Raw genomic sequence first — 25954 nt, forward strand, 5'->3', positions numbered from 1 at the left:
TCCACTTTCAGGTGACATGCTCAAAAGGCATCCGTGATGGATGCCTTTCTTTCAATTGAACAATAGCCTCAGTTTACCCGGCTAATGCAAAAATCGATGACTTCGATCAGTGCATCCTTCTCAGCTGTGGCTTTCAACGGTGCCAGAGCATCGCGCGCAATCTCACCGAAGTGACGTGCTCGCTGAACGGTATCGGCAATCGCGCCATGCTTTGTCATGATGCCAATCGCCTTTTCAAGTGAAGCATCGTCACTTGCACCTTCTTCAATCGCCTGCTTCCAGAAAGCACGTTCTTCGTCGGTACCGCGACGATAACTCAGGATAACCGGCAGGGTAATCTTGCCTTCGCGGAAATCATCGCCGGTGTTCTTGCCAAGATCAGCAGCCGAGCCACCATAATCAAGCGCATCGTCAACAAGCTGAAAAGCCAGGCCGAGATTCAGACCATAATCACGCAGGGCAACTCGCTCAGAGCGCGGCGCATCCGCGATAATCGGGCCGACTTCAGCGGCAGCCGAAAACAGCGCCGCCGTCTTGGCCTTGATGACCGCCAAGTATTCATCTTCGGTGGTTTCCATATTCTTGGCGGCAGCCAACTGCATCACTTCGCCTTCAGCGATCACCGATGCAGAGGTTGCAAGAACATCAAGCGCATCAAGCGAGCCCACATCGACCATCATCTTGAATGCCTGACCAAGCAGGAAGTCGCCAACCAGAACGCTTGCCTGATTGCCCCAGATCATACGCGCAGTGCTTTTGCCGCGACGCAGATCACTTTCATCAACCACATCATCATGCAAAAGCGTTGCTGTATGCATGAACTCAACAGCCGTTGCGAGGCGCACATGACCATCACCTTCATAGCCGCACATACGGGCGCTCGCGAGTGTCATCATCGGACGCAGGCGCTTGCCTCCCGATGAGATCAGATGATTGGCAACCTCAGGGATCATTTCAACATCGGAGCCTGCACGCGACAGGATCAGCTCATTGACCCGGCCCATATCGGCCTTCGTCAAATCGACCAGTGGCTGCACTGATCCGCCCTGTTTTTTCTTCGCGCCAAGATTCAAAACCACACCCAATGTCATCACTCCTAGCTGCCCGGTCACATTATGAAAGCGAACCGGATTGCTCAAGGCACCTATCAGCCCAGCAACGCTTAAGCTTTTTTACTCAGAGCCTGTTCACCATTGAAGGAAGCTGTTGTCAATGCGGTCTATTGAATACACATTGTCGAAATGATCGAACTTATGCGCACAAATGATTCCGTTCTGCTGTCAGTAGCGGAAGCTCTGATGAAAGAAGCAGGCATCATCTACTTCATCGCCGATACCAATATGAGTATCCTTGAAGGCTCTCTTGGCGTTATACCAAGGCGCTTTCTGGTCGAGGAAGACAGATTGGACGAAGCTCGGCGCTATCTTATCGATGCCGGTCTGGAGCATGAATTAAGAGATCATGACAAGTAACATATCCGAGCATCAGCACGATAGCATGGAAGAGACACTCGACACATTCCATCGGGGGGCCTTTCATCTCGTGCAGCCTGCAATGAAGGGGCATCGATCCGGCGTCGATGCAATGATCCTGGCAAGCAGCGTACCAGATGGATTTGCCGGTCGCCTTGCTGACCTTGGAAGCGGTGCGGGTGCGGCAGGGCTTGCCGTTGCGGCCCGCTGCAAAAATGCACAGGTCACGCTTATTGAGCGCTCCGGCTTCATGCTCGGCTTCGCACGCAAGACACTTGCCCACCCACTCAATGCAGCCCTGACTGATCGCGTCGACATCCTTGAAGCCGATGTCTCGCTGGCTGGTAAGGCGCGTGCCGCCGCGGGGCTATCCAACGACAGCTTCGATTTTGCGATCATGAATCCCCCATTCAACGAGGCACGTGATCGCTCAACACCTGACCCGGTGAAAGCAGAAGCGCATGTCATGCCGGAAGGCATGTTTGACCAATGGATGCGCACGGCCTCCGGCATCGTCAAGCCAGGCGGTGGCGTTTCCGTCATTGCGCGCCCCGGCTCGATTGCGCCGATACTTGAAGCACTCGAAGGCCGTTTTGGCGGCTTGAAAATCATTCCGATACAGCCTCGACCGCAAAACTCAGCTATTCGCATCATCATTACGGGCATTCGTGGAAGCCGCGCAGGATTGTCGCTCATGCCTGCCCTTGTTTTGCATGGCGATGCAGGCAATGATTTCACGCCACGTGCCACAGCCATTAATAATGGCCAGACTTCACTGCTTTAAGAAATGGCTGCACATCACACGGTCGAATCTGCAAACAATATATTCTGGGAAAATGAAGTCATGATTCTGGTCGTGGGAACTGTGAGACTGCCTGCGGAAAAATTAGACGATGCTCGCCCCATCATGAAACGAATGATTGAAGCAAGCCGCGCTGAGACCGGCTGCATTGATTATTGTTATTCTCAAGATGTACTCAAGCCGGGAATTATCCATGTAAAAGAGCTATGGCAGGATCGCAATTCACTGGAAAAACACTTCGCATCAGACCATATAAATCAGTGGCGTTCCTATTGGCCCGAACTGGAAATAACGGACCGCAATCTCGTTCTGTATGAAGTCAACACTCCGGAAGCAACCTGAAAAGAAGAAGAATGACATCAAATCCGAAGCCTGTCCGCCCCATCTCCATCATGCGCCGCTTTCTGGACAGCGAATCTTCCGGTGGCATTGTGCTCATGGCAGCCGCAGCGCTTGCGCTGATCGTCGCCAACACACCCTTTTCAAGCGCTTATTTTGATGCGCTGCATTTCTATATCGGGCCGCTCAGCCTTGCACATTGGATCAATGACGCATTGATGGCGATCTTCTTTTTGCTGGTCGGCCTTGAGATCAAGCGCGAGTTCCTTGATGGTCAGCTTGCAAGTTGGCCCAATCGCATCCTTCCCGGGATCGCAGCCGCAGGCGGCGTTATCGTACCAGCGCTGATCTTTGTTGCCTTTAACTATGGCGATGCAGAAAAAGTACACGGCTGGGCTGTGCCTTCCGCCACTGACATTGCTTTTGCTCTTGGCGTATTATCACTGCTTGGACCACGGGTACCAACAAGTCTCAAGGTTTTTCTTGCAACGCTTGCAATCCTCGACGATCTTGCAGCTGTCATCATCATCGCGGTCTTTTATACAGCGGAAATTTCAATGCCTTATCTCGGCGCAGCCTTTGCAACTGCGGCGGTGATGTTTGCCATGAACCGTTTTGGCGTAGCCAAATTGCTGCCCTACCTCATCGGTGCCGCAGTGCTGTGGTTCTTTGTGCTCAATTCCGGCGTTCACGCCACGGTTGCAGGTGTTGTCGCTGCGCTCATGATTCCGCTTAAGCCGGGCAAGGCAAAGCCGGATGATATGAGTTCGCCTCTTCACCAGCTCGAACACGCACTGGCCAAACCAGTTGCCTTTATCATTGTTCCCATTTTCGGCTTTGCAAATGCCGGCATCTCATTTACCGGAATGACACCCTCAATCATCTTCGACACATTGCCACTTGGCATCATGCTGGGGCTGTTTGTCGGCAAGCAGATTGGTGTTTTTGGTGCAGCATGGCTTGCGATAAAAACCGGGCTTGCGCAGAAGCCCATGGGCGCGAGCTGGGGCCAGCTTTACGGCGTTGCCATTCTGTGCGGTATCGGCTTTACCATGAGCATCTTCATCGGTCTGCTGTCCTTCCCGTCGGAATTCTTGCAGGCAGAGACGAAAATCGGCGTCCTTACAGGCTCTGCGCTCTCTGCAATCTGTGGTTACTTCCTACTCAGAATGCTGGCAAAACCACAAAACTGACGATTTTTTAATGCCCGGAACAAAATTCCGGGCATTTTTCTTTGTATTTTCAGGAATGATTTCTACATCTGGGGTAACAATTTTTTCAACTGGAGTTTGATTTGTCCGGCCTCTTGTCCCGCTTCATTCCGCGTCGTTTTCGCAAAAAAGAAATTGAAATCCCGGTTGTACGCCTTCACGGTGCGATCATGAGCGGCGGCTCACCGTTGCGTCCTTCGCTTTCGCTGGAAACGGCAGCAGGCGTGCTTGAAAAAGCCTTTGGCGAAAAGGAAGCGCCAGCCGTTGCAATTTCGATCAACTCGCCCGGCGGCTCACCGGTTCAATCGCGCCTGATTTATCGCCGTATCCGCGATCTGGCGGACGAACATCAAAAGCGTGTTTTCGTCTTCGTGGAAGACGCCGCTGCGTCCGGTGGTTACATGATTGCACTGGCGGGCGATGAGATCATTGCTGACCCCTCTTCCATCGTCGGCTCGATTGGTGTCGTATCGGCATCGTTTGGTTTTCCGGAACTGCTTAAAAAGATCGGCGTCGAACGTCGCGTTTATACAGCCGGACAAAACAAGGCCGTACTCGACCCATTCCAGCCAGAGAAAAAGGCCGATATTGACCGGCTGAAAAAGCTTCAGCTTGAAATTCATGAAACCTTTATCGACATGGTGAAAGAGCGTCGTGGCAGCAAGCTTGCAAACGATCCCGACCTTTTCACCGGCATGTTCTGGACTGGCATCAAGGGCAAAGAAATTGGCCTGATCGACGGTCTTGGAGATATGCGCAGCTTTTTGCGCAAAACCTATGGCAATAAGGTGAAACTCAAGCTGATCGAACCCAAGCGCGGATTTCTGGGCCGAAAGGTGCCGGGTGTCGAAATGGGCCTCGGCCTTGGTATCGACCCCTCCGCTATCGCAGCCCATCTTGGCGATGGTATGCTATCGGTTGCAGAAGAAAAAGCACTCTGGGCGCGATACGGGCTTTGAATTCCATGGTTTTACCATGTTATGGTGCATAAAGACCAAGATCAGTGTTACACTGCTGCTAAGATTTATCCACACATGTCCTGAAATGGCAATTGCAGGACATGTGTAAGCCTAGAGCGTCAAGCGTCCTTTTGGACGCACAAAGGGCGCTCTCATTCTGTGAAGGCACGATGCTAAAAGGACTAGAGGCCATGCCCCAGCTTATTTTTCTGCTGCTGATCCTCGCCGCCGCCTGGTACGGTTACCGGTCGTTCAAGCGCGAAGCGGTTCGCGTGACCCAGCGTGTGCGTCGGGCAGAGAAGGAAGCCCAGAACCGTGCCAATGGCACTTTGGTTCAGGATCCCAAGACCGGCGAATATTACGTCAAAAAAGACTGATCCTGATTTACCTAGAAAATGCACAATACAGCACAGGCCGCACAAACGGTTCGACACACTGCTCCGGCCAAGACCAATCTCGCGCTCCATGTAACCGGGCGCAGGGATGATGGTTATCATCTGCTTGATATGCTTGTGGTTTTTGCCGATTATGGCGATGTCATTGAAGTGACGCCCACCCCGCAGGATCAGTTCACTATCAGTGGTCGTTTCGCCAAAGGGGTTCCGCTTGATGGTGGCAATCTCGTTTTAAAAGCCCGCGATGCTTTGCGAGAATATGCTGCGCGTGATTTGCCCCCTGTTGCCATCCACCTTGAAAAGAACCTGCCCGTTGCTTCCGGTATTGGTGGGGGATCAAGCGATGCTGCGGCAACACTTCTTGCGCTCAATGAACTATGGCAGCTGAAGCTGGATTCTGACACGCTTGCAGCGCTTGGCCTAAAGCTTGGCGCAGACCTTCCTATGTGTCTGCATGGCGCGGCCTTTGGTACGCCGTTGATCGCACGTGGCATTGGTGAGCGGCTTTCCCCTGTAACAGGCATACCGTCGCTTCCCCTCTTGCTTATCAATGATGGCACGGCTGTTGCCACACCCGCTGTATTCCAGGCACTGACAAAGCGCGACCATCCGGCGCTCGCCTCGCCACCTGAAGGCAGCGTTGAAGCGATGTGTGGTTACCTTGGGTCAACACGCAACGACCTGCTGCCAGCCGCCCTCAAGCTTGCGCCACAAATCAACGACAAGCTTGATTGCCTGCGCGAGCACGGCGCGCTCTTTGCGCAAATGTCAGGTTCAGGAGCGACGTGCTTTGCCATATTCAACGACATGGCGCGCACACATATGGCGGCAAGCGCCATCCGCTCGAAGAAACCGGACTGGTTCGTTATTTCAACGAAAACAACGGCTTCCGCTGACTAAAGCACTTCCTGTTTTGATTGAATCATTGGAAATGCTCTGTGTTTGTTTTCAAGCATTATCCAACGCTCTCGGTAGACGCCTTGGTAAGGCCCGGTCTTCGCCTTTTATTGTTCACATATACTTGAACAAAATTCACCGCAGAGAAGGCATGCCGCTAAAATCCGCCTTATTGTTCACCTTTACGAATACAATCTGTGAACCAAACGGTGGCTAGGCGCAGCCAATCGAAAGGCCTATCTCTTGCTCATCGAAACGACGAACACAGCGTCGCTTCACAAAAACCAAGGAGATAGAAAATGAAAAAATTTGTTCTTGCTACTGTTGCCGTTGTTCTGAGCGCCGGTGCTGCTTTCGCTGAAAACCCAAATGTTGGCACCCCTGCCGATCTTTATGCCAATGACCGCACGCCCGTTGCAGCCCAGCAGGTTGATCGTACGGCAACCGCTTCCATCGGTCAGGTCTCCGTTCAGGACGGCTCAGCTCATCGCTTCGGTGACGCATCGCCTTCGAGCTTTCAGAACTAAGCTCAGTTTGTAAACAATCCCGCTGGGCGGAATGATCCGAACAGCACCCCAGTTATCTCCCCGGTGGATGGCGTTAGCGCCACCCCGGTGCCCCCGGAAGCACTGATGCCATCCAAAGGGCGATATAGAAGGAATAGAAAAATGAAAAAGTTTGCTCTTGCTGCTGTTGCCGTCGTTCTGAGCGCCGGTGCTGCTTTCGCTGAAAACCCAAATGTTGGCACCCCTGCCGATCTTTATGCCAATGACCGCACACCCGTTGCAACACAGCAGGTTGATCGCACGGCAACCGCTTCGATTGGTCAGAACACCCATCAGGACGGCTCAGCCCATCGTTTTGGCGATGCATCGCCTTCGAGCTACCAGAAATAATATCAGCTTGCTCTGATATCATTCAAAAAGGCGAAGCTTCAGGCTCCGCCTTTTGTTGTTTCTGGTGGCAAAATCGGGTGGGACAGCCGCACAGGCTTGAGTTGTTTTATGACAACCGGTGGGATGCCCCCATCCCGGATCAATGGCCTGATAACCAAGACAGGCGCCAGAAGTCCTGCATCGAGCGACGGCTTTGCACCCAAAAACCTGCCCACCAAACCCGAATCATGTGGTGTTGAAAAGCGTGCCGGCGCTTTTCCCGATTCCATATGCCGCCGCACGGCATCTTCCCAGCCATCCTGAAGAATTGCACCGGGCTTTAAGACGAGAAGCCACTGCGTTCGCAGATCATCAAATGCCTTCGGTAAATCCTTAGCATCGTAAAGCGAACATCCCGCCCCTTCGGCAACCAATCGTGTCGCATCGCTGGAACCGCTATCCGCAACAACAACACGTCGCAAAAGCCCTTCAACAACGGCGGATACCAATGCTGACAACGTTTGAGCCAGAGGCTTCTCAGAATTTCGCGCCATAATCAAAACGGATAACATGCGCCCTTTTATATCAAGGCTGCGTGATCGAAAAGCTGCCTGACATAATGTTCTTGATTTGTTCCGACTATTGGATTACGAATAGTGCCTGAAACGAGAGAGTCGGTTATGGAAATTATCCAGCAGGCAGACAAAGCAGCATTCGCAGCAGGAGGCGCGGAACACGCCAATGCGCTTGTGAGCGAAGCAGGCTTACGTATTGACCACGCACGGCGCCGTGGACGCGGCGCTGGCATCAATCCGACAGGGCGTTTTGAGCCGACCACACGACATGAATTTGACGATGGATGGGAGACGCTCGAAGACCTGCCCGCTTTCAAGACTGACGTGCAGATTGAAAAGCCCCGCACCATCATCACGCGCAATGATTCACCCGATATCAATTTTGACCGCTCTATCAACCCCTATCGCGGTTGCGAACATGGCTGCATCTATTGCTTTGCCCGTCCAACGCACAGCTATATGGGGCTTTCTGCCGGGCTTGATTTCGAGGCGCGCCTGTTCGCCAAGCCGGATGCGCCCCGCCTTCTGGAACGCGAACTTGCGAAGCCCGGCTACCAGCCCAAGACAATCGCCATTGGCACCAACACCGATCCTTATCAGCCCATCGAAAAGAAATGGCGTATCATGCGCGAAATTCTCGAGGTGCTGGAGGCTGCCAATCATCCCGTCGGCATTGTCACCAAATCAGCGCTCGTGGTGCGTGACATCGATATTTTAAGCCGTATGGCTGAAAAGGGTCTGGCCAAAGTCGCGCTTTCAGTCACCACGCTGGATGCCAACCTTGCGCGCACGATGGAACCGCGCGCATCAACACCAACTTTGCGGCTTCAAGCCATTCGAAAGCTCAACGAAGCCGGCATTCCAACCAATGTCATGATGGGGCCGGTCATTCCCGGCATCAATGATCATGAGATCGAGCGCATTCTGGATGCTGCTTTCGCACAAGGGGCGCGCGAAGCAGGTTATGTGTTGCTGCGTCTGCCGCTTGAAGTGGCACCTTTGTTCAAGGACTGGCTGCTGCGCAATTATCCTGACCGCTATCGGCATGTGATGTCACTGGTACGCTCGATGCGTGACGGCAAGGACTATGACGCGGAATGGGGCAAGCGGATGCGCGGCACAGGCCCCTATGCCTGGCAGATTGGGCGCCGTTTTGAAATTGCTGCGCGCAAGCTCGGCTACAATTCAAAGCGCGTTGCGCTGCGGACAGATCTGTTCGAGCCTGTCGAAAAAGGCGGCAAACAGCTTTCTCTTTTTTGAGCCGCAGCGCGTGTGGGAATCCGTCATCCACAAAAGCAAGGCGCTGCGAGCCTATTGTTCGCTTCACGCATGTCAGAGTTGTCAGTTGTGTATTTAATCTCCGTCTGATTTTTTCGGACGGAAGGCCCCTGCTTTTACGCCACTATCCTCGGCAGGGACCTTGCGGAGAATCAGAAGCAATGCGAGCATTGCCGCCAAATGAAACGCTTGAGTTCTGATTCTCCGCTCCTCTTTGACATCCCGCTTGCACCTGACTTCTCAGAAGAGAGAAGGCTTATGGCGCGCGGGCTTCGTCATATTGCAGGTATTGATGAAGCTGGCCGCGGGCCGCTCGCAGGCCCCGTTGTTGCTGCTGCAGTTGTTCTTGATCCGGAAAACCTGCCTGAGGGGCTGGATGACTCCAAACGCCTGAATGCCAAAAAGCGCGATGCGCTTTACGAAATCATTCTGGCCAAAGCACTCACCGTTTCGGTCGCAAGCCTGAGTGCGCGCAGCATTGATGGAAGTGACATTCGAAAAGCAGCGCTTGAAGCCATGCGCCGCTCGTTTCTGGGCCTGACACTCAGCCCGGATCACGCATTGATTGATGGTCGCGATATTCCGCCCGGTTTGTCTTGTCCGGGATCTGCATTGGTAAAAGGCGATCAGCGCTCAATGTCAATTGCAGCAGCGTCCATTGTGGCGAAAGTCACGCGTGATCGCATGATGGCCCGCAGTGCAGCGGTTCATCCTGCATATGGCTTTGAGGTGCACGCGGGTTACGGCACAGCTAAACACCGTGCAGCCATCGAAGCAATTGGCCCAGTACCAGGCGTTCACCGCTATACTTTTGCACCAATTAAAGGCCGCTTTTCGTCTATTTAATGCGGATCTGTATGTTGAATTTTTACGGCAACGTTTGACTAGCAGGAGTGCTTGTCAAACTCGCTGAAGGCTTCCTTTGCGACAGCAAGGCCATTCATCGCTGCGGGAAAACCAGCATAGACAGCCATTTGGATTATAACCTCAACGATTTCCTCCCGTGTCAGTCCGGTGTTCATGCCTGCCAGAATATGTGCTTTCAACTGCTGCGAGTTATGACCAAGTGCCGTTAACGCCGCTATCGTGCCAATCTGGCGGTCGCGCGCCACAAGGCCCGGTCTGCTGTAAATGTCACCATAAGCAAATTCATAAATATAACGGGCAAAATCCGGCGCAATGTCGTCTAAAGCTTCAACGACGCTACAGCTTGAGTCTGCATGTAATGATGTGAGCTTTGCTCTGCCACGCTCCAAACGGCGATTATCGTCCTGCATCAAAGCCCCCCTTATCCTCTCAAGAGCCTCCCAATTTCAACCAAACCCAGGGTACGGCGTCACACCTCTGAGCGAAACTCCAAAAACTTGGGTTGCTTTGCGCGAGGCAGCACTCCCTTCTAAATGTTGCATAGCTTCATATTTTGGCCAAAACCCAAATAAAAAAGCCGCCCTTTTGAGGCGGCTTATAAAACTCTATTAGAGATGAACTTAGTTCAGGTTGGATTTAACCTGACCGACTGCATCCTTGAACAGGGTGCCTGCAACCTTGGTATCAACCTTGTCGGCAACGATCTTGCCAGCAGCTGCAATTGCCAGATCAACAGCCGAAGCACGGACTGCATTGATTGCATCGGTTTCAGCGGTTGCAATCTTCTGCTCAGCAAGCTTGTTGCGACGAACGACATATTCTTCGGTCGCACGCTTGGCGTCTTCGAGTAGAGCCTTTGCTTCGCGTTCAGCAGCGGCAACAATGTCGCCTGCTTCTTTTTCCGCTTCCTTGCGCTTGCGATGGTATTCAGCAAGAAGCTGCTGGGCTTCTTCGCGCAGGGTTCGGGCTTCTTCGAGTTCGTTCTTGATATTCTCGGCACGCTCATCAAGTGAGCGACCGATCATACCCGGAACCTTCAGATAAACAATCAGTGCGATGAAGAGAATAAGCGCAACAAGCGCCCAAAATGTTGAATCCATTTTCGTCTCCTCAGGCGTTTGCGGTTTTGACGGCTGCGGTCACATCAGCTTTGTCAGCCTTTGTGCCCAAAAGCTGTTCAACAATCGCAGACGTTGTTTCTTCGGCAATCGTACCGACATCGCTCATGGCCTTCGCCTTGATTGCTGCGATACGTTCTTCCGCTTCAGCAAGCTTGCCTTCAAGAGCTGCCTCAGCAGCTGCACGTTCAGCATTCGCTTCGCCCTTGCCCTTTTCGCGGGCAGCTTCAGCAATCGAAGCAGCCTTGGCGCGGGCAGAGGCCAGTTCCTGCTCGTAAGCAGCAATGGCGTTGTCAGCATCCTGCTTGAGGCGGGCGGCCTGCTCAAGATCCTGTGCAATACGGTCACGACGGTTTTCGATCACGCCACCGATACGTGGAAGAACCACGCGCGAGAGGAACAGATAGAAAAGGCCGAAAGTGATCGCCAGCCACAGAAGCTGTGATGCGTAATGGGTAGAATCAAACGGCGGGAATACGCCGCTGCCGTGTCCGGCATCGTGCGCGACCCCGGTTTCGGTGTGCACAGCATCGGCTGCGCCGTGCTCGCCAGCAGCTGGTGCCGGTTGCGATTCGGTGGCGGTTTGGGCAAACGCCGTGGACACGAACATCCAGATTTCCCCTTCAATCCAGCATATTCATTTCCGGGCAAAAGAACCGGAAAATTGAACCATGCTCACTCAGACTTCATATGCAAAGGCCAGCCGCGCTGCATTTCAAGATACAGATCGCGGCAGGCCAGTTTCTTGCGACTGTTGATTAAACAGCGAAGAGGAGCAGAAGCGCGATGAGCAGCGAGAAGATGCCCAGAGCTTCCGTCACAGCGAAACCGAACACGAGACGGCCGAACTGGCTGTCAGCAGCGGATGGGTTACGCAGAGCGCCCGAGAGATAGCTACCGAAAATGTTGCCGAGGCCGAGAGCCGTACCGGCCATACCGAAACAGGCGAGACCGGCGCCGATGTACTTTGCTGCTTCCGCTTCCATGTTAAAGCTCCTTCTGGATTGCAAATTAGTGCGGATTTCTGTTCTGGCGGAAACCCGCCGGTGAGAACCTCAAAGCGCTTCGTGTTTTATTATAGCAATACGAGGCGCTTTAAATATTTTCATTACGCATGTTGTTGTCGGAAAACCGGTAAACCACTTTTCCGCAACATGCTTTAGTGACCCGGATGTACTGCGTCGTTGATGTACATGCAGGTGAGAACGGTGAAGACGTAGGCCTGGAGGAACGCAACCAGAAACTCAAGCGCGGTGATCGCGACCGTCATGATGAGAGGCAGGATAGCGCCACCCACACCCAGCGCTCCGAGCGAGCTGAGCGAGACAACAAAGCCTGCGAAAACCTTGAGCGTGATGTGGCCTGCGAGCATGTTCGCGAAAAGACGAACCGAGAGGCTGATTGGACGCGAAAGGAAAGAAATGATTTCAATGGCAACAACCAGTGGCACGATAATGCCCGGCACGCCGCTTGGCACGAAAAGCTTCAGGAAGCCAATGCCGTGCTTGTAGAAACCGTAAATGATGACTGTTCCAATAACGAGCAGCGATAGCGCAAATGTTACGATGATCTGGCTGGTGACCGTGTAGAAGTAAGGAAACAGACCGATAAAGTTTGCGACCAGAATAAACATGAACAGCGAGAAAACGAAGGGGAAGAACTTCATACCCTTCGAACCGGCCGAATCTCTCAAGCTTGACGCCACGAATTCATAAGCCATCTCCGAAACCGACTGAAGGCGGCTTGGGATCAATCCACGGCTCGACGATGTGAAATAAAGAAAACCGGATGCGAGCACCACAGTTGCGACCATGAAGGCCGAAACATTGGTGAACGACAGGTCCAATCCACCGACGTCGATCGGAATCAATCGGGAAACCTGGAACTGATGAATCGGATCGTTGGCCAACTTAACCTCGTCTGTCGTTCCTGCCCTAAGGCACTTCACTGGCGAACCAAAGGTTCGCTTGGGCGTTTCAGTCACGGACCAAAGGCCCGTTGTCACAAGCGTCTATACGCGAACATTCTTGTCATGTCCGCTAAGACTTAGTCTTTCTTGCCCTTATCCACGTCAGACTTAATATTGCCTTGATCGGCGACATAACCTGCGGAACGGAGCACGTTGAGGGTGCCTGCACCAAAGCCTAGAAGGAGAAAGATGATCAACCCCCAAGGCGACGTGCCTGCGTAACGATCAACAAACCAACCAATCAGCGCGCCAACTATGATACCAGCGATAAATTCACTGGAGAGTTTCATGGCCTGCGCAACGGAACTGGAAGTTTCCGACCGCTCATCCTCGGAAGCCGGAGCTTTGAACATACCCTTTTTGGCCAATTCGGCTTCAAGGCGATTCAAACGCTGATCCAGCCCCCCGGAAACAGTTTTCCCGCCTGCACTCTTGCCTTCGCCGGGTGCTTTTCCCGGTTCAGTGCCGCTCGTCATTGGCAGCTCCTTTTTGCAAGAAACGCGGGCGTTGAAAGCCCATTTCCAAGTTGCGCGCAACATATTGACACACCGCCCGCTAGTCAAGGCAGTGAAGCAGTTGCTTCAAAAGGTTTTTTCTCTTGGAAATACAATAATTTAGCCACTGGTGCGACTCATTTTCCACCCAAAGGCAAAAATCACACAGCCATTCGGCCCAAAAATTGGAATCAAATTGGGCGTCGGTCAGCAGAGAGATTCATCAATCTGCACCTGTTTCGACCGGCATACGAAACAAATAAATGTGTGCGAAAGTGATTTTCCATGACGGGCTGTATCAGCTCCAACCGCCGCCATAAGTCCTGTAAAACACATGAAGTCCGATCTTGGTCATTTTCTTCATGGTTGGCGCCCAGAAAGGGCTGACATAGGTTGCATGATAATGCGTGGAAGAGCCAACATCCGGCAACCAGATGCGGCCTGCAGTCACCGTTTTGGCAACCTGCTGCGCCATGCGCCATTGCGGCATTTCGGTTACACGATGTTTCTGGCCGTCGCAGGCAAACGAAAACTGACAGGCATTCAACCAGTTGCGATTTTGATAAACAACGCCGCAGATGGTTCCTGGATAGGCGGGATTGCGCACCCGATTAAGCACAACCTGCGCGACAGCCACCTGCCCCTTGACCGTTTCGCCGCGCGCTTCGTAATAAACGGCCTCTGCAAGACATTTCTGTTCTTTTGCTCCAAACGACTCAGCGGGTAAAGGCGTTGCGGCCCAAGCATGATCCTGACTGCTGATTGGAGGCACAAACCGGCCTGCATCGGCCTCTGGCGTCAAAATGCTCTCAAATGGAGAGGTTTTGCCATAATCCGGCTTAGACGGCGCGTAGCCCAACGCGAGAACGTCGGGCTGATCGTTGTTTATAAGCTTTGCCAATTGAACAGGAATGTCACTTTTGGGCTTGGGCGGTTTGATCGCGTGGAACGCCATCGCAATCTCAACCTCCTTCCCTTCTATGCTGGACTTGGAGAAAGCCATCCGCGCATCGATCTTTTCGCGCGGCGCGGTGATCATGCTGATTTTTTCAAACATGCTGCCCGCGTTAAATGCACGCGCCGGTGCCTTCGGCTTGACCGAAACGATGCGGTCCGTTTTATCCGCGCGATTGATACGGTTTTCATCCGGGTTCGGGTCGTCAACGCCAAGCTTTGCGGTTTTGTGGCCACCCGAAAGCGCAACACGACCGATGCCCGGAACTTCAATGCCACCGCTGGAAATACTGCCGGTTACAGTCGTTGCGTCAACGAAAGGCATTTCCGCCTGATGAAGCGAGCCAACGGGTGCTTTGGCGACGAATGCCGTCCAGCGATGACCGGCAATATCAGCGCTCGGAACGAGGCTTGCCATATCCTGAAAGGCAATTGCATTGGAATTGAAAAGATAGGTGATTGCGGCCAGAACGAGCGGTACCATACGGTGTGGTTTGCGCACGACCTGACGTGGCTTGGCACGCACGGCGTAATAGCGACCATCCTCCGGACAATAGCCCGTCACCGGATAGTGCCATACCGGCTCGGCAACGGCCTTCGACCGGCCAAACAGCGCTCGTATGGAACCAAAACGCACCGCAAACTCCACTCGCAACAATTACTTAACTATAGCGAATAATGGAGCATTAACCTTGATGGATGGTTAACAGATTTTCGTTTACCCTTTGAAAATATTGATTAATTTTGAATTAACGCCAGACGCCGCTTGCTTGTTTTCATTTGCTTTTTTGAACCTCTAAACAACCAATGAGCGCAAGCTTCTCCCTTCGCGATCTATTCGGCGTAAAAAATGAATTTAAAATGCGCAGGCACAACCAACCCGCTTTAATTCGGCTTAACCGCCCAGCGTTGAATGTCGTCACTCTGGCCAATCAATGCCAGACCATTGGCAATCGAATCAAACTGATTCGAACTTGTAACCATTGCATCGGGGAAGCGCCGCTCGAAGGCCGTGCGAATGGCCGGCACGAAGGAAGTGCCGCCCGTCAGAAACACACGGTCGATGCCATCAAACGTCAGCCCGGCATTTTGCACGGCCTGCTCAACGGATTGCTCGATATTAGCCACATCGCTGGCAATCCAACTATCGAAATCATCGCGCGTGATAGCGGAACGAATTTCAAAATCATCGGCCTTGAAATGCAGTTCGGATACTTTTTCCGACGACAGGCGAACCTTGAGATTTGAGACGGCCCGATAAATTTCATAACCGTAGTCGTTTTCGATCAGATGAATGAAATGTTCAAGCGGCTCAGGATCAACTGCATTCTTGGCAAGATCGGTCAGTGCGCGAATAGTTGCGGGCGAATTCATCAGAAACAATGTGTTCCAGCGCGCGAAATTTGCATAATAATGCCGCGGTATCGGCAGGCGCTTGCCAAAAGATTTATATTCGCCATTTTTGCCAAGGAGCGGCGACACCGCATTGTCGATGATGCGATAATCAAATGTGTCGCCCGCAATGCCAAGACCTGTCTGGCTCAGCGGCGTGAAACTCAAACCATTCGCACCCACGTCAAAACGCACGATGGAAAAATCGCTCGTACCACCACCAAAGTCAGCGACCAGAACGGTGGATTGGGTTTTGAGTTCCTGTGCATAAAAATAAGCAGCCGCCACAGGCTCATAAACATAGTGAATGTCGGTGAAGCCAAAAGCACGGAACGCTTTTTCATAACGCTGCATGGCCAGGTCTTCGTCCGGCGATACTCCGGCAAAAATGACCGGACGGCCAATAATGACACGATTGCCCTTTGGAGGCAGGCGATCACCAAGGCGTGCTGCAACGGATTGAAGAAACGTTTCTAAAATATCTTCAAACTTGAAACGCTTGCCGAAGACCGGCGTATCGGTGAAGGATTTTTGAGCCGCAAACGTCTTGAATGATTGCAGCATACGCGTTGAATGCGGTGCATTCACAAAGGCATCCATCGCCCATGCCCCGCTTTCGCAGGTGCGCTCACCAGTTTCCCGATCCTGCCAGAAACAGAGAATCGAGCGGTAGCCGGTCATGTCGACGCCATCCTTTGGCACACTCAGCACAGCCGTCCGACCATCTGGCGAGGCCAGAGACAGAACAGTGTTCGTTGTACCGAAATCGATGCCCAGTGTAACGCCGTCAAACTGGCTCTGGCTAACGGTCGTCATAATCTGCCTCTGATGGTGGGGATTTTCAGGAGGCGGCGAAGTAGCAGACAGATAAGAGTTTCTCAAGTCACCAAAGACGAATAAGAGACAATCACAATGAATGAACCGAAGGAGCACACATGTCCCGCTTAGACGGAACGACTGCCATTTTAACAGGCGCCGCACGTGGTTTGGGTGCTGCTCTTGCTTTTTCCCTCGCCGAAGCCGGGTGTGATCTCGTGCTGTGCGGTCGCAACCTGAAGGCACTTGAAGAGACGGCCCATAAGATTGCGGCACATACGGGGTGCAAGGTGCAAACAGTGCAGGTCGATCTTGCAGACATGACAAGCGTGGCTGCCGCTATGGAAACAATCAAGGCGGACCACAGCTCTATCGATATTCTTATCAACAATGGCGCTATGTGGCTGGAAGACAGAGAGGACGAATATTCCATTGAGGAAGTTTCGGGCGTCATCAATGCCGCGGTAACCGGAACCTTTATGTTCACGCAAGGGATGCTGCCCCTTCTCAACGCGTCATCGCGCCCGGATATTGTCACCATCGGTTCGATCAGTGGCCTGCCAAATGCACCCTTACAAACAGTTTCGGTGCCGTTCTATGCTGCAAAGCGCGCACAGGCTGCACTGGCAGACGGACTACGGCAAAAGCTTGCCGGAACGCCAGTGCGTTCCATCATCGTGCACCCGCCCTACCTCGAAGACGCGTCGCCCCTGGAGGACAACTGGGAAGCCTCCGCCCATCGAAAAAAGGGACAGGCAGCCACAAGCCGCGATATCGTTGAATCTGTGCTCTTTGCGCTCACGCGCCCACGCCATGTCACATTGTCGATTACTGTCGACGCTGATGAGGGCGGCGTTTTCGGCTAGAACTTTAAATGCTCTGAGGACGCGTTTCCCGCAAAAAGAAAGCCCGGTTTCACAACCGGGCTTTCATTTATCTCTTCTTTTTTGCGCGACCCGCAAACGGATTGTCCGACGTCTTGAGCGACAGACGGATCGGCACGCCCGGCATATCAAATGTCTCACGCAGGCCATTGATGAGATAACGCACATAAGATTGCGGCATCGCATCAGGGCGTGAACAGGAGACCACGAAGCCCGGTGGGCGGGTCTTGATCTGCGTCATGTATTTGACTTTGAGGCGACGGCCAGAAACTGCCGGCGGTGGCTGGTGCGCAATAACGCCTTCAAGCCAACGGTTCAGACGACCCGTCGAAATGCGACGGTTCCAGATTTCATGGGTCTTGACGACATTCTCCATGAGCTTGTCCAGCCCCTGCCCGCGCTCACCGGAAATCGGCACAGCACGAAGGCCACGCACCTGTGGCAGAAGCCGCGCCGTCTTTTCGTAAAGATCTTCGAGAACCATCTGGCGATCTTCGATCAGATCCCATTTGTTGAACGCAATAACCGGCGCACGGCCTTCGCGGATGATCAGATCGACGATCTGCAAATCCTGCTTTTCAAAAGGGATCGTCGCATCAAGCACGATAATCACCACTTCCGCAAAGCGGATCGCACGAAGACCATCGGCAACCGAAAGCTTCTCAAGCTTTTCCTGCACGCGCGATTTACGACGGAGACCAGCCGTATCGTAAAGCTTGATATTGCGTCCGCGCCATTCCCACTCGACCGAGATCGAATCGCGCGTGATACCGGCTTCAGGCCCTGTCAGCAGACGATCTTCGCCAAGCATTGTGTTGATCATCGTGGACTTACCCGCATTCGGACGTCCAACAATGGCAATGCGCAACGGCTTGGTGGCATCATAATCCGGGATGATTTCCTCATCCGGGTCTTCAATATCATCGCCAATCAACTCACCAACGGCAGCCGGCGTGAAAGCCTCTTCCGCAGCTTCTTCTGCACGTTGATCGGCAAATGCACGCTCTTCGCCCAGAAGCGCGACAATTGCGTCACGCAAATCGGGCATGCCCTGACCATGTTCAGCAGAAACAGGACATGGTTCCCCAAGGCCAAGCTGGAAAGCATCATAGAGGCCAGTTTGCGCGCCCCTCGCTTCCGCCTTGTTTGCGACCAGCACAACAGGCCTGCCGGAACGGCGGACCAGTTCGGCAAAAGTGCTATCGGCTGGCGTCAGCCCGGCTTTCGCGTCAATGACGAAAAGAATGGCGTCAGCTTCCTGAATGGCAGCCTCCGTCTGGGCACGCATGCGCGCTTCCAGACTGTCATTGGCAGCATCTTCAAGACCAGCCGTATCAATGACCTGAAACTTCAAATCATAAAGCTTGGCATCATGAATACGCCGGTCGCGCGTGACACCCGGCAAGTCATCAACCAGCGCCAGCTTGCGGCCGACGAGGCGATTAAACAGGGTGGACTTGCCGACATTGGGACGCCCGACAATGGCGAGAGTGAAACCCATAGGTTCGTATTACTCCGAAATTGGTTTAGCTCAGCCCTGAGCTTCTGGCATTTTAATGCCAGCGCCGCGCATGAGATCAAGCATTGTATTGGCGCGCTGGCGGATGTTCGCCGGAGCCAGTGTGTCATTGGCAATCTGCTGGTAAAGTTTTGCGGCATCGTCGAAACGCTCCGCTTTCCATGCTGCCAGACCAAGGGTCTCACGCGCACTCGAACGCATTGGATTGCCGTCTGCCGAAAGCGTTTCAACGCGCTTTGCGACATCATCATAAGAACCAGAATCCACCAGCAGATAGGCTGCACGAATGCGCGCTATGTCGCGCATCGGCGCGGGAACTGCATTATCCGCTGCAACCGCATCAAAAGCCGTAACAGCCGCTGGCACATCACCCTTCTCCGCCAGCACAGAGGCAGCACGCAAACGCGCCAGTACCGGATAAGAGCCATAGCCTGTCTTTTCAAGATCATCGAGTGCGGCGATGGCTTCTTCGTTCTTGCCGGAAGCGGCAAGATCGAGAGCCGCCAGGAACTTATCGCCAGAGGCAGATGCCTTGCTCTCAGTCCAGTGCTTATAACCGACCCAGCCGGCTGTACCGATTACAATCGCAATCGCCGCGCCAATTAGAAGAGGGCCAAAGTTTTTCCAAACCTGCTTCGCCCGTTCCGAACGGAGCTCTTCGTTTACCTCGCGAATGAAACTGTCGTCTGCCATGGACCTGCCATTTTTTACTTGAGCGCTATGCGCATAAAGCCACGCTCTGAAAACTGTTGATCTTAATTTCTATGTTCAGGCGCTTTTAGTCGGAATTCGCGCCATATGTAAGACCCGTCAGCGAAATAAGCTGCACCTTACCCGAACAATCTGTATTTGTGTCCGAGCTTCGCCTTATTCAACACGTAGGAAGCAACCTTTCCCCCAAAGTGGCGTTCACTCTCTCATGCGTATTCTTTCTTCTGTCCTTGCTGTCACGGCCTCTTTTGCTTTTGTCACAAATCCGGCTCAGGCAGAAACCTCTAAGCCGCAATATGTGCTGATCTCTTTTGACGGCGCGCATGACAACAAGCTTTGGACCCGTTCACGCGAACTGGCGAAAAACAACAATGCGCATTTCACTTATTTCCTGTCCTGCGTCTTTTTGATGGAAAAGAAAAACCGCCGCGATTATCAACCGCCGCAAAAACGTGCCGGTGCATCCAATGTCGGCTTTGCTTTGAGCCATGATGAAGTTGTGACGCGCCTTGATAATATCTGGCAGGCGCACCTGGAAGGGAACGAAATTGCCAGCCATGGCTGCGGCCATTTTGATGGCACCAACTGGTCCACGGCCGACTGGGACAAGGAAATCAAAGAATTCCGCCGCATCACTGCCGATGCTTATAAGAATAACGGTATCGACGGCGAGCCCGAGGGCTGGCAAGAACTGGCGCGCCACGGCATAAACGGCTTCCGCGCGCCCTATCTTGCGGCATCAAAGCCCGTACAGGATGCATTGAAAGCCAATGGCTTCCGCTATCAAGCATCATCGATCACGCGTGGACCGGAACTGCCACAGATCACTGGGCAGTTTGCGTCTTTCGGTCTGCCGCTTATTCCTGAAGGCCCATCGCAGCGGCTTATCGTGGGTATGGATTACAATCTTTATGTCCGCCACTCCAAAGGCAAGGAAGCGCCCGCCCAGGCAGCTGTGTTTGAAGAACGTGCCTATAAAGCTTTCCGCACGGCCTTCGACAAACAGTATAATGGTGAGCGCATTCCCTTACAGCTTGGCTTTCACTTTGTGCTGATGAATGACGGGGCTTACTGGCGCGCCATGGAACGTCTCGTATCCGAGGTCTGCAACAAGCCTGATGTGAAATGCACGACATATAATGATTATCTCAACACAATCATCGCTCCGGGCGGCAGCGCCGCGCAGAGAAGATCGTAAAGATTATGACATCAGGCCGAGATTTTCCTGATCCAGCACCGGCAATGGCTCTTGATAAATCACCGCTTCAAAGCCACGCAGACGCTTATAGATCGAAAGAAGTTCGATAATGGTCGTCCATGAATTAACGAGATACTGGAACGACCCACGCACCTGATCAAATACATTGAGTATCTGGTTCATCAGGCCAAGCGTCAGCTTGCCCGCAACAATTGATGGCACCAGAATAAGTGTCGGAAAAATACTGTCAGCCTGCAAATAAAAGATACGGGCAACGTTGAAATAGACGTAGTGAAAGTAGAGCCGAAAATAATTCTGGCGGACACTGGAGAACAGTTCTCCCATCTTAAGCGGCTCGGCACGATGCGCATGATCTTCACCATAGACCAACTCCTTACGATAGGCCGCTTCCACGCGCTGATTGTTGAATTCCAGCCCCGGCAGTTTGATGCCGACCAGCGCCAGAAAGCCGGTGCCAAACAGCGCCCAGACAATTGCCGCCCATACCAGCGCATGCGGCACCAGCCCGATGATTGGCAACTCGCTCACCCTGTTAGAAAACGAAAACAACACCGGAAGAAACGCGATCAGCGTCATGATCGCCTTGATCAGATTGACGCCCAGCTGTTCAACGGTCGTAGAAAAGCGCATCGTATCTTCCTGAACGCGCTGCGCAGCGCCTTCGACCGAACGCAGTTTCGGCCAGTGGCTCATGTAAAAATCATTCATCGCCGTGCGCCAGCGGAAGATATAATGGCTGGTGAAAAACGCGCTCAGCACGCCAATGGTGACACCAACAAAGGCAATGCCTGCGAAGTCCACCATACTCCAGTAAAAATCAACTGCCTGCACCGAGCCGGGCGTTCCCAGCGCCTTCTGCACCATATCATAAAACGGGCCATACCATGCGTTGACCGCAACGCTGACCTGCACACTGAAATAGGTCGCAAACAGAATCAAAGCCGAACCAAGCACAGACCATCGCTGCCATGGATGCGGCGCAAACCATGACCAGACCGCATAGAATGCGAACACGGCGACAGCAAAATAGATATAAAACCAAAGGAAAGGCGCAGACCAGAAGAGGCTTGCGCCAATGATGGGTGCAACATCAGCTGCCGCCGGTGGCAAACCGATTAAACCTCCGAGTGCCGCACCACCTTCATACCAGCCAATAATGGCAAGCAGTGTCCAAACGAGCACGGATGAGAAGAACAGCTTAGGACGCGGGAAAAAGGATACGAACATTGCAATAGGTCCAACAAGTATGTTGGCTGCATAAGGCACCGATCCAAAACTGTTTACCAATTAAATTTTTTTAAGGTTTTCCATTACTTGGCAGCACGCCCAGCGGCGTAAGCAATGATCGCCGTCATCAGGAGGGCAAAGGCTGCAACGAGAGTGGGGACAGTGAACGAGCCAAAGCGTTGCGCCATGAAGCCTGCAATCAGCGGCCCTGCAATCTGTCCGATGCTGAAACAAACCGTCATCCTTGCAAGGGCACGCTTCGGCGACTGCGGTGCAAGCACACGCGCGGTCTGAAGCCCGAAGGCCGTTAGCGCCATAAAGGTTATGCCAAGCAATGCACCGCCAACCAATGGCCCCAAAGGTGGCGGAAGCAACACGCTTGCCGCCACGCCGAGAGCTTCGATCGCCGCAGTCAGCGCAAAAGCGATAAAGAGACCAAACTTCCGAATGGCAGGCGACCAGAGCCAGATCGAAGGTGCAGCGCATAATCCCGTCACAACCCACACGGCTGCTTCCATCAACGAGCCACCATCATTTGCCCGTACGATTGTGATGATGAACGTTGCCGTGATCACATAGCCAAAGCCAAAAATGCCATAGGCTATTGAAATCGCATTAAAAGCAAAGCTGCTTGGCAGTGCCGGTTCGCGCTTGCCATTGGCTCCGCCAACTGGCCCTTCCTTCACAAGCGCAACCACCAGAACAGCCATGACCAGACTTAAAATGGCAGCTCCAATCCAGTCGGCCCGCCAATCAAGTCCCGAAAACCGGATACCCGCAACCATGATCGCTGAAAGCGCAATACCTGCGCCAACCCCGCCAAAATGCAGCGCACCAAGCTCTGCCCGTTCGGCAATCGCTATATGGCTAAGCACGATTGTCGTGCCAAGAATCATCGTCACGGCGCTGATAAAGCCTGCTGCAAAACGAATGATCGAAAACGGCCAAACGCCATCAAAAAATGCCATCGCGGCACAGAGAACCGCACTGATGATCAAACCGGCAATGACGCTTTTGCGTTCAATCCCCGCTGACCAGCCATAGCCCGCAACCATTGCTCCCAACAGATACCCAACATAGTTGGCGGAAGCGATAAAGCCTGCATCTGCGGCATTAAAACCCACATCCACCATCATGCCGGGCAGGATCGGCGTGTAAATAAAGCGGCCGATCCCCATTGCCGCAATCATGGCGAAAAAGCCGCCAAAAGCGTAACGAAGAGCAATACGATGCGAATTTGTTTGGGAGAGTGCTTGATTCATAGCGCTGAAAATACGCTTTGGGTAATCGTGCACAACTGAATTTTTCTGATTGAGACAATCACTCGAATTGAGTTCAATTTTTCGGCATCCCGCAAAAGCAGCCTAACCGGCCTGTATATCCGGTCTGTTTTTTGGGGGGCGCGTTGGCACGCTGTCTGGCTGGCCTGAATGAAGAAAATGCAGCAATGTCTCGTTCATTGATTGCAGCCGGAAAGCCGCATCCCGCCAACTGAAATCAATATCCTGCGGCACGGGTGAAAGGCGTTCAGGCGCGTCGCCCTCGCCCAGATTACAATTATGGATGACCGATTGAAGCGATTGTGAAATCCATTCGGGCGGCGACGCTTCCTTCTTACGAAGCGCATTACCGACGGCCTCTCCAAAGAGCAGAGCCGTTGCATAAAGGCGGATGCCGCGGCGATCATAGCGGCCTGCCATTTCACTGATCTCGCGCGCAACCAGCCGACCGCGCAAAGACCAGCGCGCGTTTGACCGGGCGAGCGCTATGCCATCCCCCAGCGCGTTGACCGCGCGTTGCGCCTGTGTAAACTGGTTGATTGCGCTCTGTGCGTGGATAACATCTTGTGTTTCCAACGCAATTGCCGACTTTTTGAGACCTTTCAGGATATTATCGACAAGTCCCCGCACGGCTCTGTCGATCAGGCGCACCGGATCGGGTGTCAACAATATCTGACTGAACAAAAGCCCGACACCCGCGCCCACCAGAACATCAATAAGCCGTGTCATTCCCGCGACCTGCGGCCCCATTGCCAGGACAAGAATAGCAGAAACGCCCGATTGAATGGCGATAGCCGGCGCAAGACCGAAGGTCGTTGCAATCACCATGGCGATGCAGGTGACAACACTCATATGCAGGACCGGAATCGTATGGGGCAGAAGCAGAGAAAACTCGCCCACCAGCACGCCAGTCGTCACACCTGCGATCACGCCAATCGCCTGTTTGCCATGATTGGGCAGATTGGGCGCAAGACAGATAACGGCTGTCACCATCGCGAAGAGAGGGCGCGGCTGCCCCAGCATCCACTGACAGATCAGCCATGCGACTGCGCCACCAACAGAGGCAATCAGCGCATCACGCCAACTCACTGACCATTGCTGAAAAATCTTCTCTATTCGCTGACGCATTTATTAACCTGCCAATTTATCCGTCACGCTGGAGATACTATCTATGACAGGTTTTGCGGTACTCAAGCCTTGAAGAATGCCTCATACTGATCCGGTTTGAACCCGACAGTCAGCGCGCCATTCCTCTCAAGCACCGGGCGCTTGACCATAGAGGGTTGTGCCAGCATGAGTTCACGCGCCTTGGCAGCATCGACATTGTGGCGCTGTTCTTCGGGCAGCTTACGGAACGTGGTGCCCGCACGATTGAGCAACTTTTCCCATTCGATGTCTTTCAGGAAACGGTCCAGCGTTGCATCATCAAGGCCGTCTTTCTTGTAATCGTGAAAAGCATAGTCAATGCCATGATCTTCAAGCCATGTGCGCGCCTTCTTCATGGTGTCGCAGTTTTTGATGCCGTAAATCGTGACGCTCATGTCCGAATCCTTCAATTTTTATCCGATCAAAAGCTATCCGCAGCGGGGTTGCAACCCTCAATGTTTGAAGGCTGGCGCTCTCTTTCAAGCAGATCGCGCTTGCGTTCCACACCCCAGCGATAGCCGGACAATCCACCATCATTGCGCACAACCCGATGACAGGGAACCGCAACAGCAATCTTGTTGGCGCCACATGCCTGCGCCACGGCACGGATTGATTTTGGCGCGCCGATCATTTGCGCAAGTTCGGTGTAGCTCACTGTTTTACCAAACGGGATTTGCAGCAATGCCTGCCAAACCCGTTCCTGAAAAACAGTGCCACGCAAATCCAGTGGCAAATCAAGCCCAATACGAGGGTCTTCAACGAACCCGATAATTTGCGCAACATGATCCTCAAAATCCCGGTCCCCTCCGATAAGCTCGGCTTTCGGGAACCGGTCTTCGAGATTGCTGATCAGCGCCTCCGGCTCATCGCCCATCAGAATGGCACAAACACCCTTCGCACTTTCCGCAGCAAGAACCGCCCCCAGCGAAGACTGACCGACAGCAAAGCGGATTGTCTCATTCTGCCCACCGGATTTATAGGTCTTTGGCTTCATTCCCAGAACCTTGTCCGATGCTTCATAGAAGCGGCTTGATGAATTATATCCAGCTTCATAAATGGCGGCTGTCACGCTTGCTTGCGGCGTTTCAAGGGCTGAACGGATTTTTCGCCCGCGCTGCGCATCCGCATATTCTTTGGGCGTCAGTCCGGTGAAGGCTTTGAAAAGACGGTGAAAATGCGATGCACTGGCACCAACTGCGCGCGCTATTTCGTCAAGGTCCGGTATTTCTTCCGCAATATCGATATAGTGACAAGCGGCTGCAATCATATCAGCATGACGGGCATTGTTCTGTGCATCAAGCGTTGCTGGCAGATTGGGTTTACACCGTATGCAGGGACGAAATCCTGCGCGTTCCGCGGCCTCTGCCACGTCAAAAAACTGAACGTTTTCACGTTTTCCACGCCGTGAAGGGCAAGACGGGCGACAATAAACGCCCGTCGTGCGTACGCCATAGAAAAACTCGCCATCCGCAGCTTTGTCGCGTGTGAGAACTTTGTGCCAGCGGCTTTCATCCGTGTCATCGTTGAGCGTTGGCGTGCATGTCATCAGGTTCAT

General features: G+C 53.1%; 30 protein-coding genes. 13 read left to right on the top strand and 17 right to left on the bottom strand.

Going from position 1 to position 25954, the window contains the following annotated elements; all coding sequences use genetic code 11:
* Positions 1–68 precede the first annotated feature (68 nt).
* Positions 69–1085, bottom strand: coding sequence for a polyprenyl synthetase family protein (locus VBH83_RS04425; protein WP_396996537.1), 1017 nt, complete (start codon positions 1083–1085; stop codon positions 69–71).
* Between the two features lie 156 nt (positions 1086–1241).
* Here VBH83_RS04425 and VBH83_RS04430 point away from each other — a divergent pair, with 156 nt between their 5' ends.
* From VBH83_RS04430 to VBH83_RS04470, 9 genes are all read left to right on the top strand, one after another.
* A complete protein-coding gene (locus VBH83_RS04430; RefSeq protein ID WP_396996539.1) occupies positions 1242–1472 on the top strand; it encodes a DUF2007 domain-containing protein in 231 nt (76 codons plus the stop codon).
* The gene (locus VBH83_RS04435) at positions 1462–2256 is read left to right on the top strand and encodes a methyltransferase (RefSeq protein ID WP_396996541.1); all 795 of its coding nucleotides are present in this window, start codon (positions 1462–1464) and stop codon (positions 2254–2256) included. The genes VBH83_RS04430 and VBH83_RS04435 overlap by 11 nt, the downstream gene beginning before the upstream one ends.
* Positions 2257–2316: 60 nt before the next feature.
* The gene (locus VBH83_RS04440) at positions 2317–2616 is read left to right on the top strand and encodes a putative quinol monooxygenase (protein WP_265983046.1); all 300 of its coding nucleotides are present in this window, start codon (positions 2317–2319) and stop codon (positions 2614–2616) included.
* Between the two features lie 11 nt (positions 2617–2627).
* Entirely contained in the window at positions 2628–3806 is a 1179-nt protein-coding gene (gene nhaA / locus VBH83_RS04445; protein ID WP_265983045.1) for a Na+/H+ antiporter NhaA, read from the top strand.
* 101 nt (positions 3807–3907) lie between these two features.
* Entirely contained in the window at positions 3908–4783 is an 876-nt protein-coding gene (locus tag VBH83_RS04450) for a S49 family peptidase (protein ID WP_265983044.1), read from the top strand.
* Positions 4784–4974: 191 nt separating this feature from the next.
* Positions 4975–5160, top strand: coding sequence for a hypothetical protein (locus VBH83_RS04455; protein ID WP_265983043.1), 186 nt, complete (start codon positions 4975–4977; stop codon positions 5158–5160).
* An 18-nt stretch (positions 5161–5178) separates the two neighbouring features.
* Entirely contained in the window at positions 5179–6078 is a 900-nt protein-coding gene (locus tag VBH83_RS04460; RefSeq protein ID WP_265983042.1) for a 4-(cytidine 5'-diphospho)-2-C-methyl-D-erythritol kinase, read from the top strand.
* A gap of 296 nt (positions 6079–6374) precedes the next feature.
* Complete coding sequence (locus VBH83_RS04465) at positions 6375–6602, top strand: hypothetical protein (protein WP_265983041.1); 228 nt, start codon at positions 6375–6377, stop codon at positions 6600–6602.
* A 141-nt stretch (positions 6603–6743) separates the two neighbouring features.
* Positions 6744–6971, top strand: coding sequence for a hypothetical protein (locus tag VBH83_RS04470; RefSeq protein WP_265983040.1), 228 nt, complete (start codon positions 6744–6746; stop codon positions 6969–6971).
* Between the two features lie 38 nt (positions 6972–7009).
* On the opposite strand, the gene VBH83_RS04475 is transcribed toward VBH83_RS04470, so the two are convergent.
* Positions 7010–7522 (bottom strand): glycosyl transferase, encoded by a 513-nt coding sequence (locus tag VBH83_RS04475; RefSeq protein ID WP_323054528.1) that lies wholly within the window; start codon positions 7520–7522, stop codon positions 7010–7012.
* Positions 7523–7630: 108 nt separating this feature from the next.
* Here VBH83_RS04475 and VBH83_RS04480 point away from each other — a divergent pair, with 108 nt between their 5' ends.
* Both VBH83_RS04480 and VBH83_RS04485 read left to right on the top strand, forming a co-directional pair.
* Positions 7631–8785 carry a PA0069 family radical SAM protein gene (locus VBH83_RS04480; protein WP_265983038.1) on the top strand — a complete coding sequence of 385 codons (1155 nt, stop codon included), beginning with the start codon at positions 7631–7633 and terminating at the stop codon, positions 8783–8785.
* A gap of 198 nt (positions 8786–8983) precedes the next feature.
* Positions 8984–9649 carry a ribonuclease HII gene (locus VBH83_RS04485; protein WP_265983037.1) on the top strand — a complete coding sequence of 222 codons (666 nt, stop codon included), beginning with the start codon at positions 8984–8986 and terminating at the stop codon, positions 9647–9649.
* A gap of 38 nt (positions 9650–9687) precedes the next feature.
* Here the strand turns inward: VBH83_RS04485 and VBH83_RS04490 are convergent, their stop codons facing one another.
* From VBH83_RS04490 to VBH83_RS04525, 8 genes are all read right to left on the bottom strand, one after another.
* Complete coding sequence (locus VBH83_RS04490; RefSeq protein ID WP_265983036.1) at positions 9688–10080, bottom strand: carboxymuconolactone decarboxylase family protein; 393 nt, start codon at positions 10078–10080, stop codon at positions 9688–9690.
* Between the two features lie 210 nt (positions 10081–10290).
* The gene (locus VBH83_RS04495; RefSeq protein WP_396996546.1) at positions 10291–10770 is read right to left on the bottom strand and encodes a F0F1 ATP synthase subunit B; all 480 of its coding nucleotides are present in this window, start codon (positions 10768–10770) and stop codon (positions 10291–10293) included.
* A gap of 10 nt (positions 10771–10780) precedes the next feature.
* Positions 10781–11398 (bottom strand): F0F1 ATP synthase subunit B, encoded by a 618-nt coding sequence (locus tag VBH83_RS04500; RefSeq protein WP_265983034.1) that lies wholly within the window; start codon positions 11396–11398, stop codon positions 10781–10783.
* 148 nt (positions 11399–11546) lie between these two features.
* Positions 11547–11774, bottom strand: coding sequence for a F0F1 ATP synthase subunit C (locus VBH83_RS04505; RefSeq protein ID WP_007632966.1), 228 nt, complete (start codon positions 11772–11774; stop codon positions 11547–11549).
* Positions 11775–11947: 173 nt separating this feature from the next.
* Positions 11948–12697 carry a F0F1 ATP synthase subunit A gene (locus VBH83_RS04510; RefSeq protein WP_095446113.1) on the bottom strand — a complete coding sequence of 250 codons (750 nt, stop codon included), beginning with the start codon at positions 12695–12697 and terminating at the stop codon, positions 11948–11950.
* A gap of 137 nt (positions 12698–12834) precedes the next feature.
* A complete protein-coding gene (locus VBH83_RS04515; protein ID WP_265983033.1) occupies positions 12835–13233 on the bottom strand; it encodes an AtpZ/AtpI family protein in 399 nt (132 codons plus the stop codon).
* A 316-nt stretch (positions 13234–13549) separates the two neighbouring features.
* Positions 13550–14842 carry a cell wall hydrolase gene (locus tag VBH83_RS04520; RefSeq protein ID WP_265983032.1) on the bottom strand — a complete coding sequence of 431 codons (1293 nt, stop codon included), beginning with the start codon at positions 14840–14842 and terminating at the stop codon, positions 13550–13552.
* A gap of 248 nt (positions 14843–15090) precedes the next feature.
* Positions 15091–16413, bottom strand: coding sequence for an Hsp70 family protein (locus VBH83_RS04525; RefSeq protein ID WP_265983031.1), 1323 nt, complete (start codon positions 16411–16413; stop codon positions 15091–15093).
* A 119-nt stretch (positions 16414–16532) separates the two neighbouring features.
* Here VBH83_RS04525 and VBH83_RS04530 point away from each other — a divergent pair, with 119 nt between their 5' ends.
* Complete coding sequence (locus VBH83_RS04530) at positions 16533–17279, top strand: SDR family oxidoreductase (RefSeq protein WP_265983030.1); 747 nt, start codon at positions 16533–16535, stop codon at positions 17277–17279.
* Between the two features lie 67 nt (positions 17280–17346).
* On the opposite strand, the gene der is transcribed toward VBH83_RS04530, so the two are convergent.
* Positions 17347–18798 carry a ribosome biogenesis GTPase Der gene (gene der, locus VBH83_RS04535; RefSeq protein WP_265983029.1) on the bottom strand — a complete coding sequence of 484 codons (1452 nt, stop codon included), beginning with the start codon at positions 18796–18798 and terminating at the stop codon, positions 17347–17349.
* Positions 18799–18828: 30 nt separating this feature from the next.
* Positions 18829–19509, bottom strand: a complete 681-nt coding sequence (locus VBH83_RS04540) for a tetratricopeptide repeat protein (protein WP_265983028.1) — start codon at positions 19507–19509, stop codon at positions 18829–18831.
* A 226-nt stretch (positions 19510–19735) separates the two neighbouring features.
* Between VBH83_RS04540 and VBH83_RS04545 the strand changes: the two genes are divergently transcribed.
* Entirely contained in the window at positions 19736–20725 is a 990-nt protein-coding gene (locus VBH83_RS04545; RefSeq protein WP_265983027.1) for a polysaccharide deacetylase, read from the top strand.
* Between the two features lie 3 nt (positions 20726–20728).
* Here the strand turns inward: VBH83_RS04545 and sbmA are convergent, their stop codons facing one another.
* The 5 genes from sbmA to ada form a co-directional block, all read right to left on the bottom strand.
* Entirely contained in the window at positions 20729–21973 is a 1245-nt protein-coding gene (gene sbmA, locus VBH83_RS04550; RefSeq protein WP_265983026.1) for a peptide antibiotic transporter SbmA, read from the bottom strand.
* An 83-nt stretch (positions 21974–22056) separates the two neighbouring features.
* Entirely contained in the window at positions 22057–23235 is a 1179-nt protein-coding gene (locus tag VBH83_RS04555; RefSeq protein ID WP_265983025.1) for a YbfB/YjiJ family MFS transporter, read from the bottom strand.
* Between the two features lie 102 nt (positions 23236–23337).
* A complete protein-coding gene (locus tag VBH83_RS04560) occupies positions 23338–24381 on the bottom strand; it encodes an aromatic acid exporter family protein (RefSeq protein WP_396996553.1) in 1044 nt (347 codons plus the stop codon).
* A gap of 62 nt (positions 24382–24443) precedes the next feature.
* On the bottom strand, positions 24444–24794 hold the full coding sequence (locus tag VBH83_RS04565; protein ID WP_396996555.1) for an ArsC family reductase: 351 nt from the start codon (positions 24792–24794) through the stop codon (positions 24444–24446).
* A 26-nt stretch (positions 24795–24820) separates the two neighbouring features.
* On the bottom strand, positions 24821–25954 hold the full coding sequence (gene ada / locus VBH83_RS04570; protein WP_396996557.1) for a bifunctional DNA-binding transcriptional regulator/O6-methylguanine-DNA methyltransferase Ada: 1134 nt from the start codon (positions 25952–25954) through the stop codon (positions 24821–24823).

This window comes from Ochrobactrum sp. S1502_03 (assembly GCF_044435015.1).
Lineage (GTDB): Bacteria > Pseudomonadota > Alphaproteobacteria > Rhizobiales > Rhizobiaceae > Brucella > Brucella chromiisoli.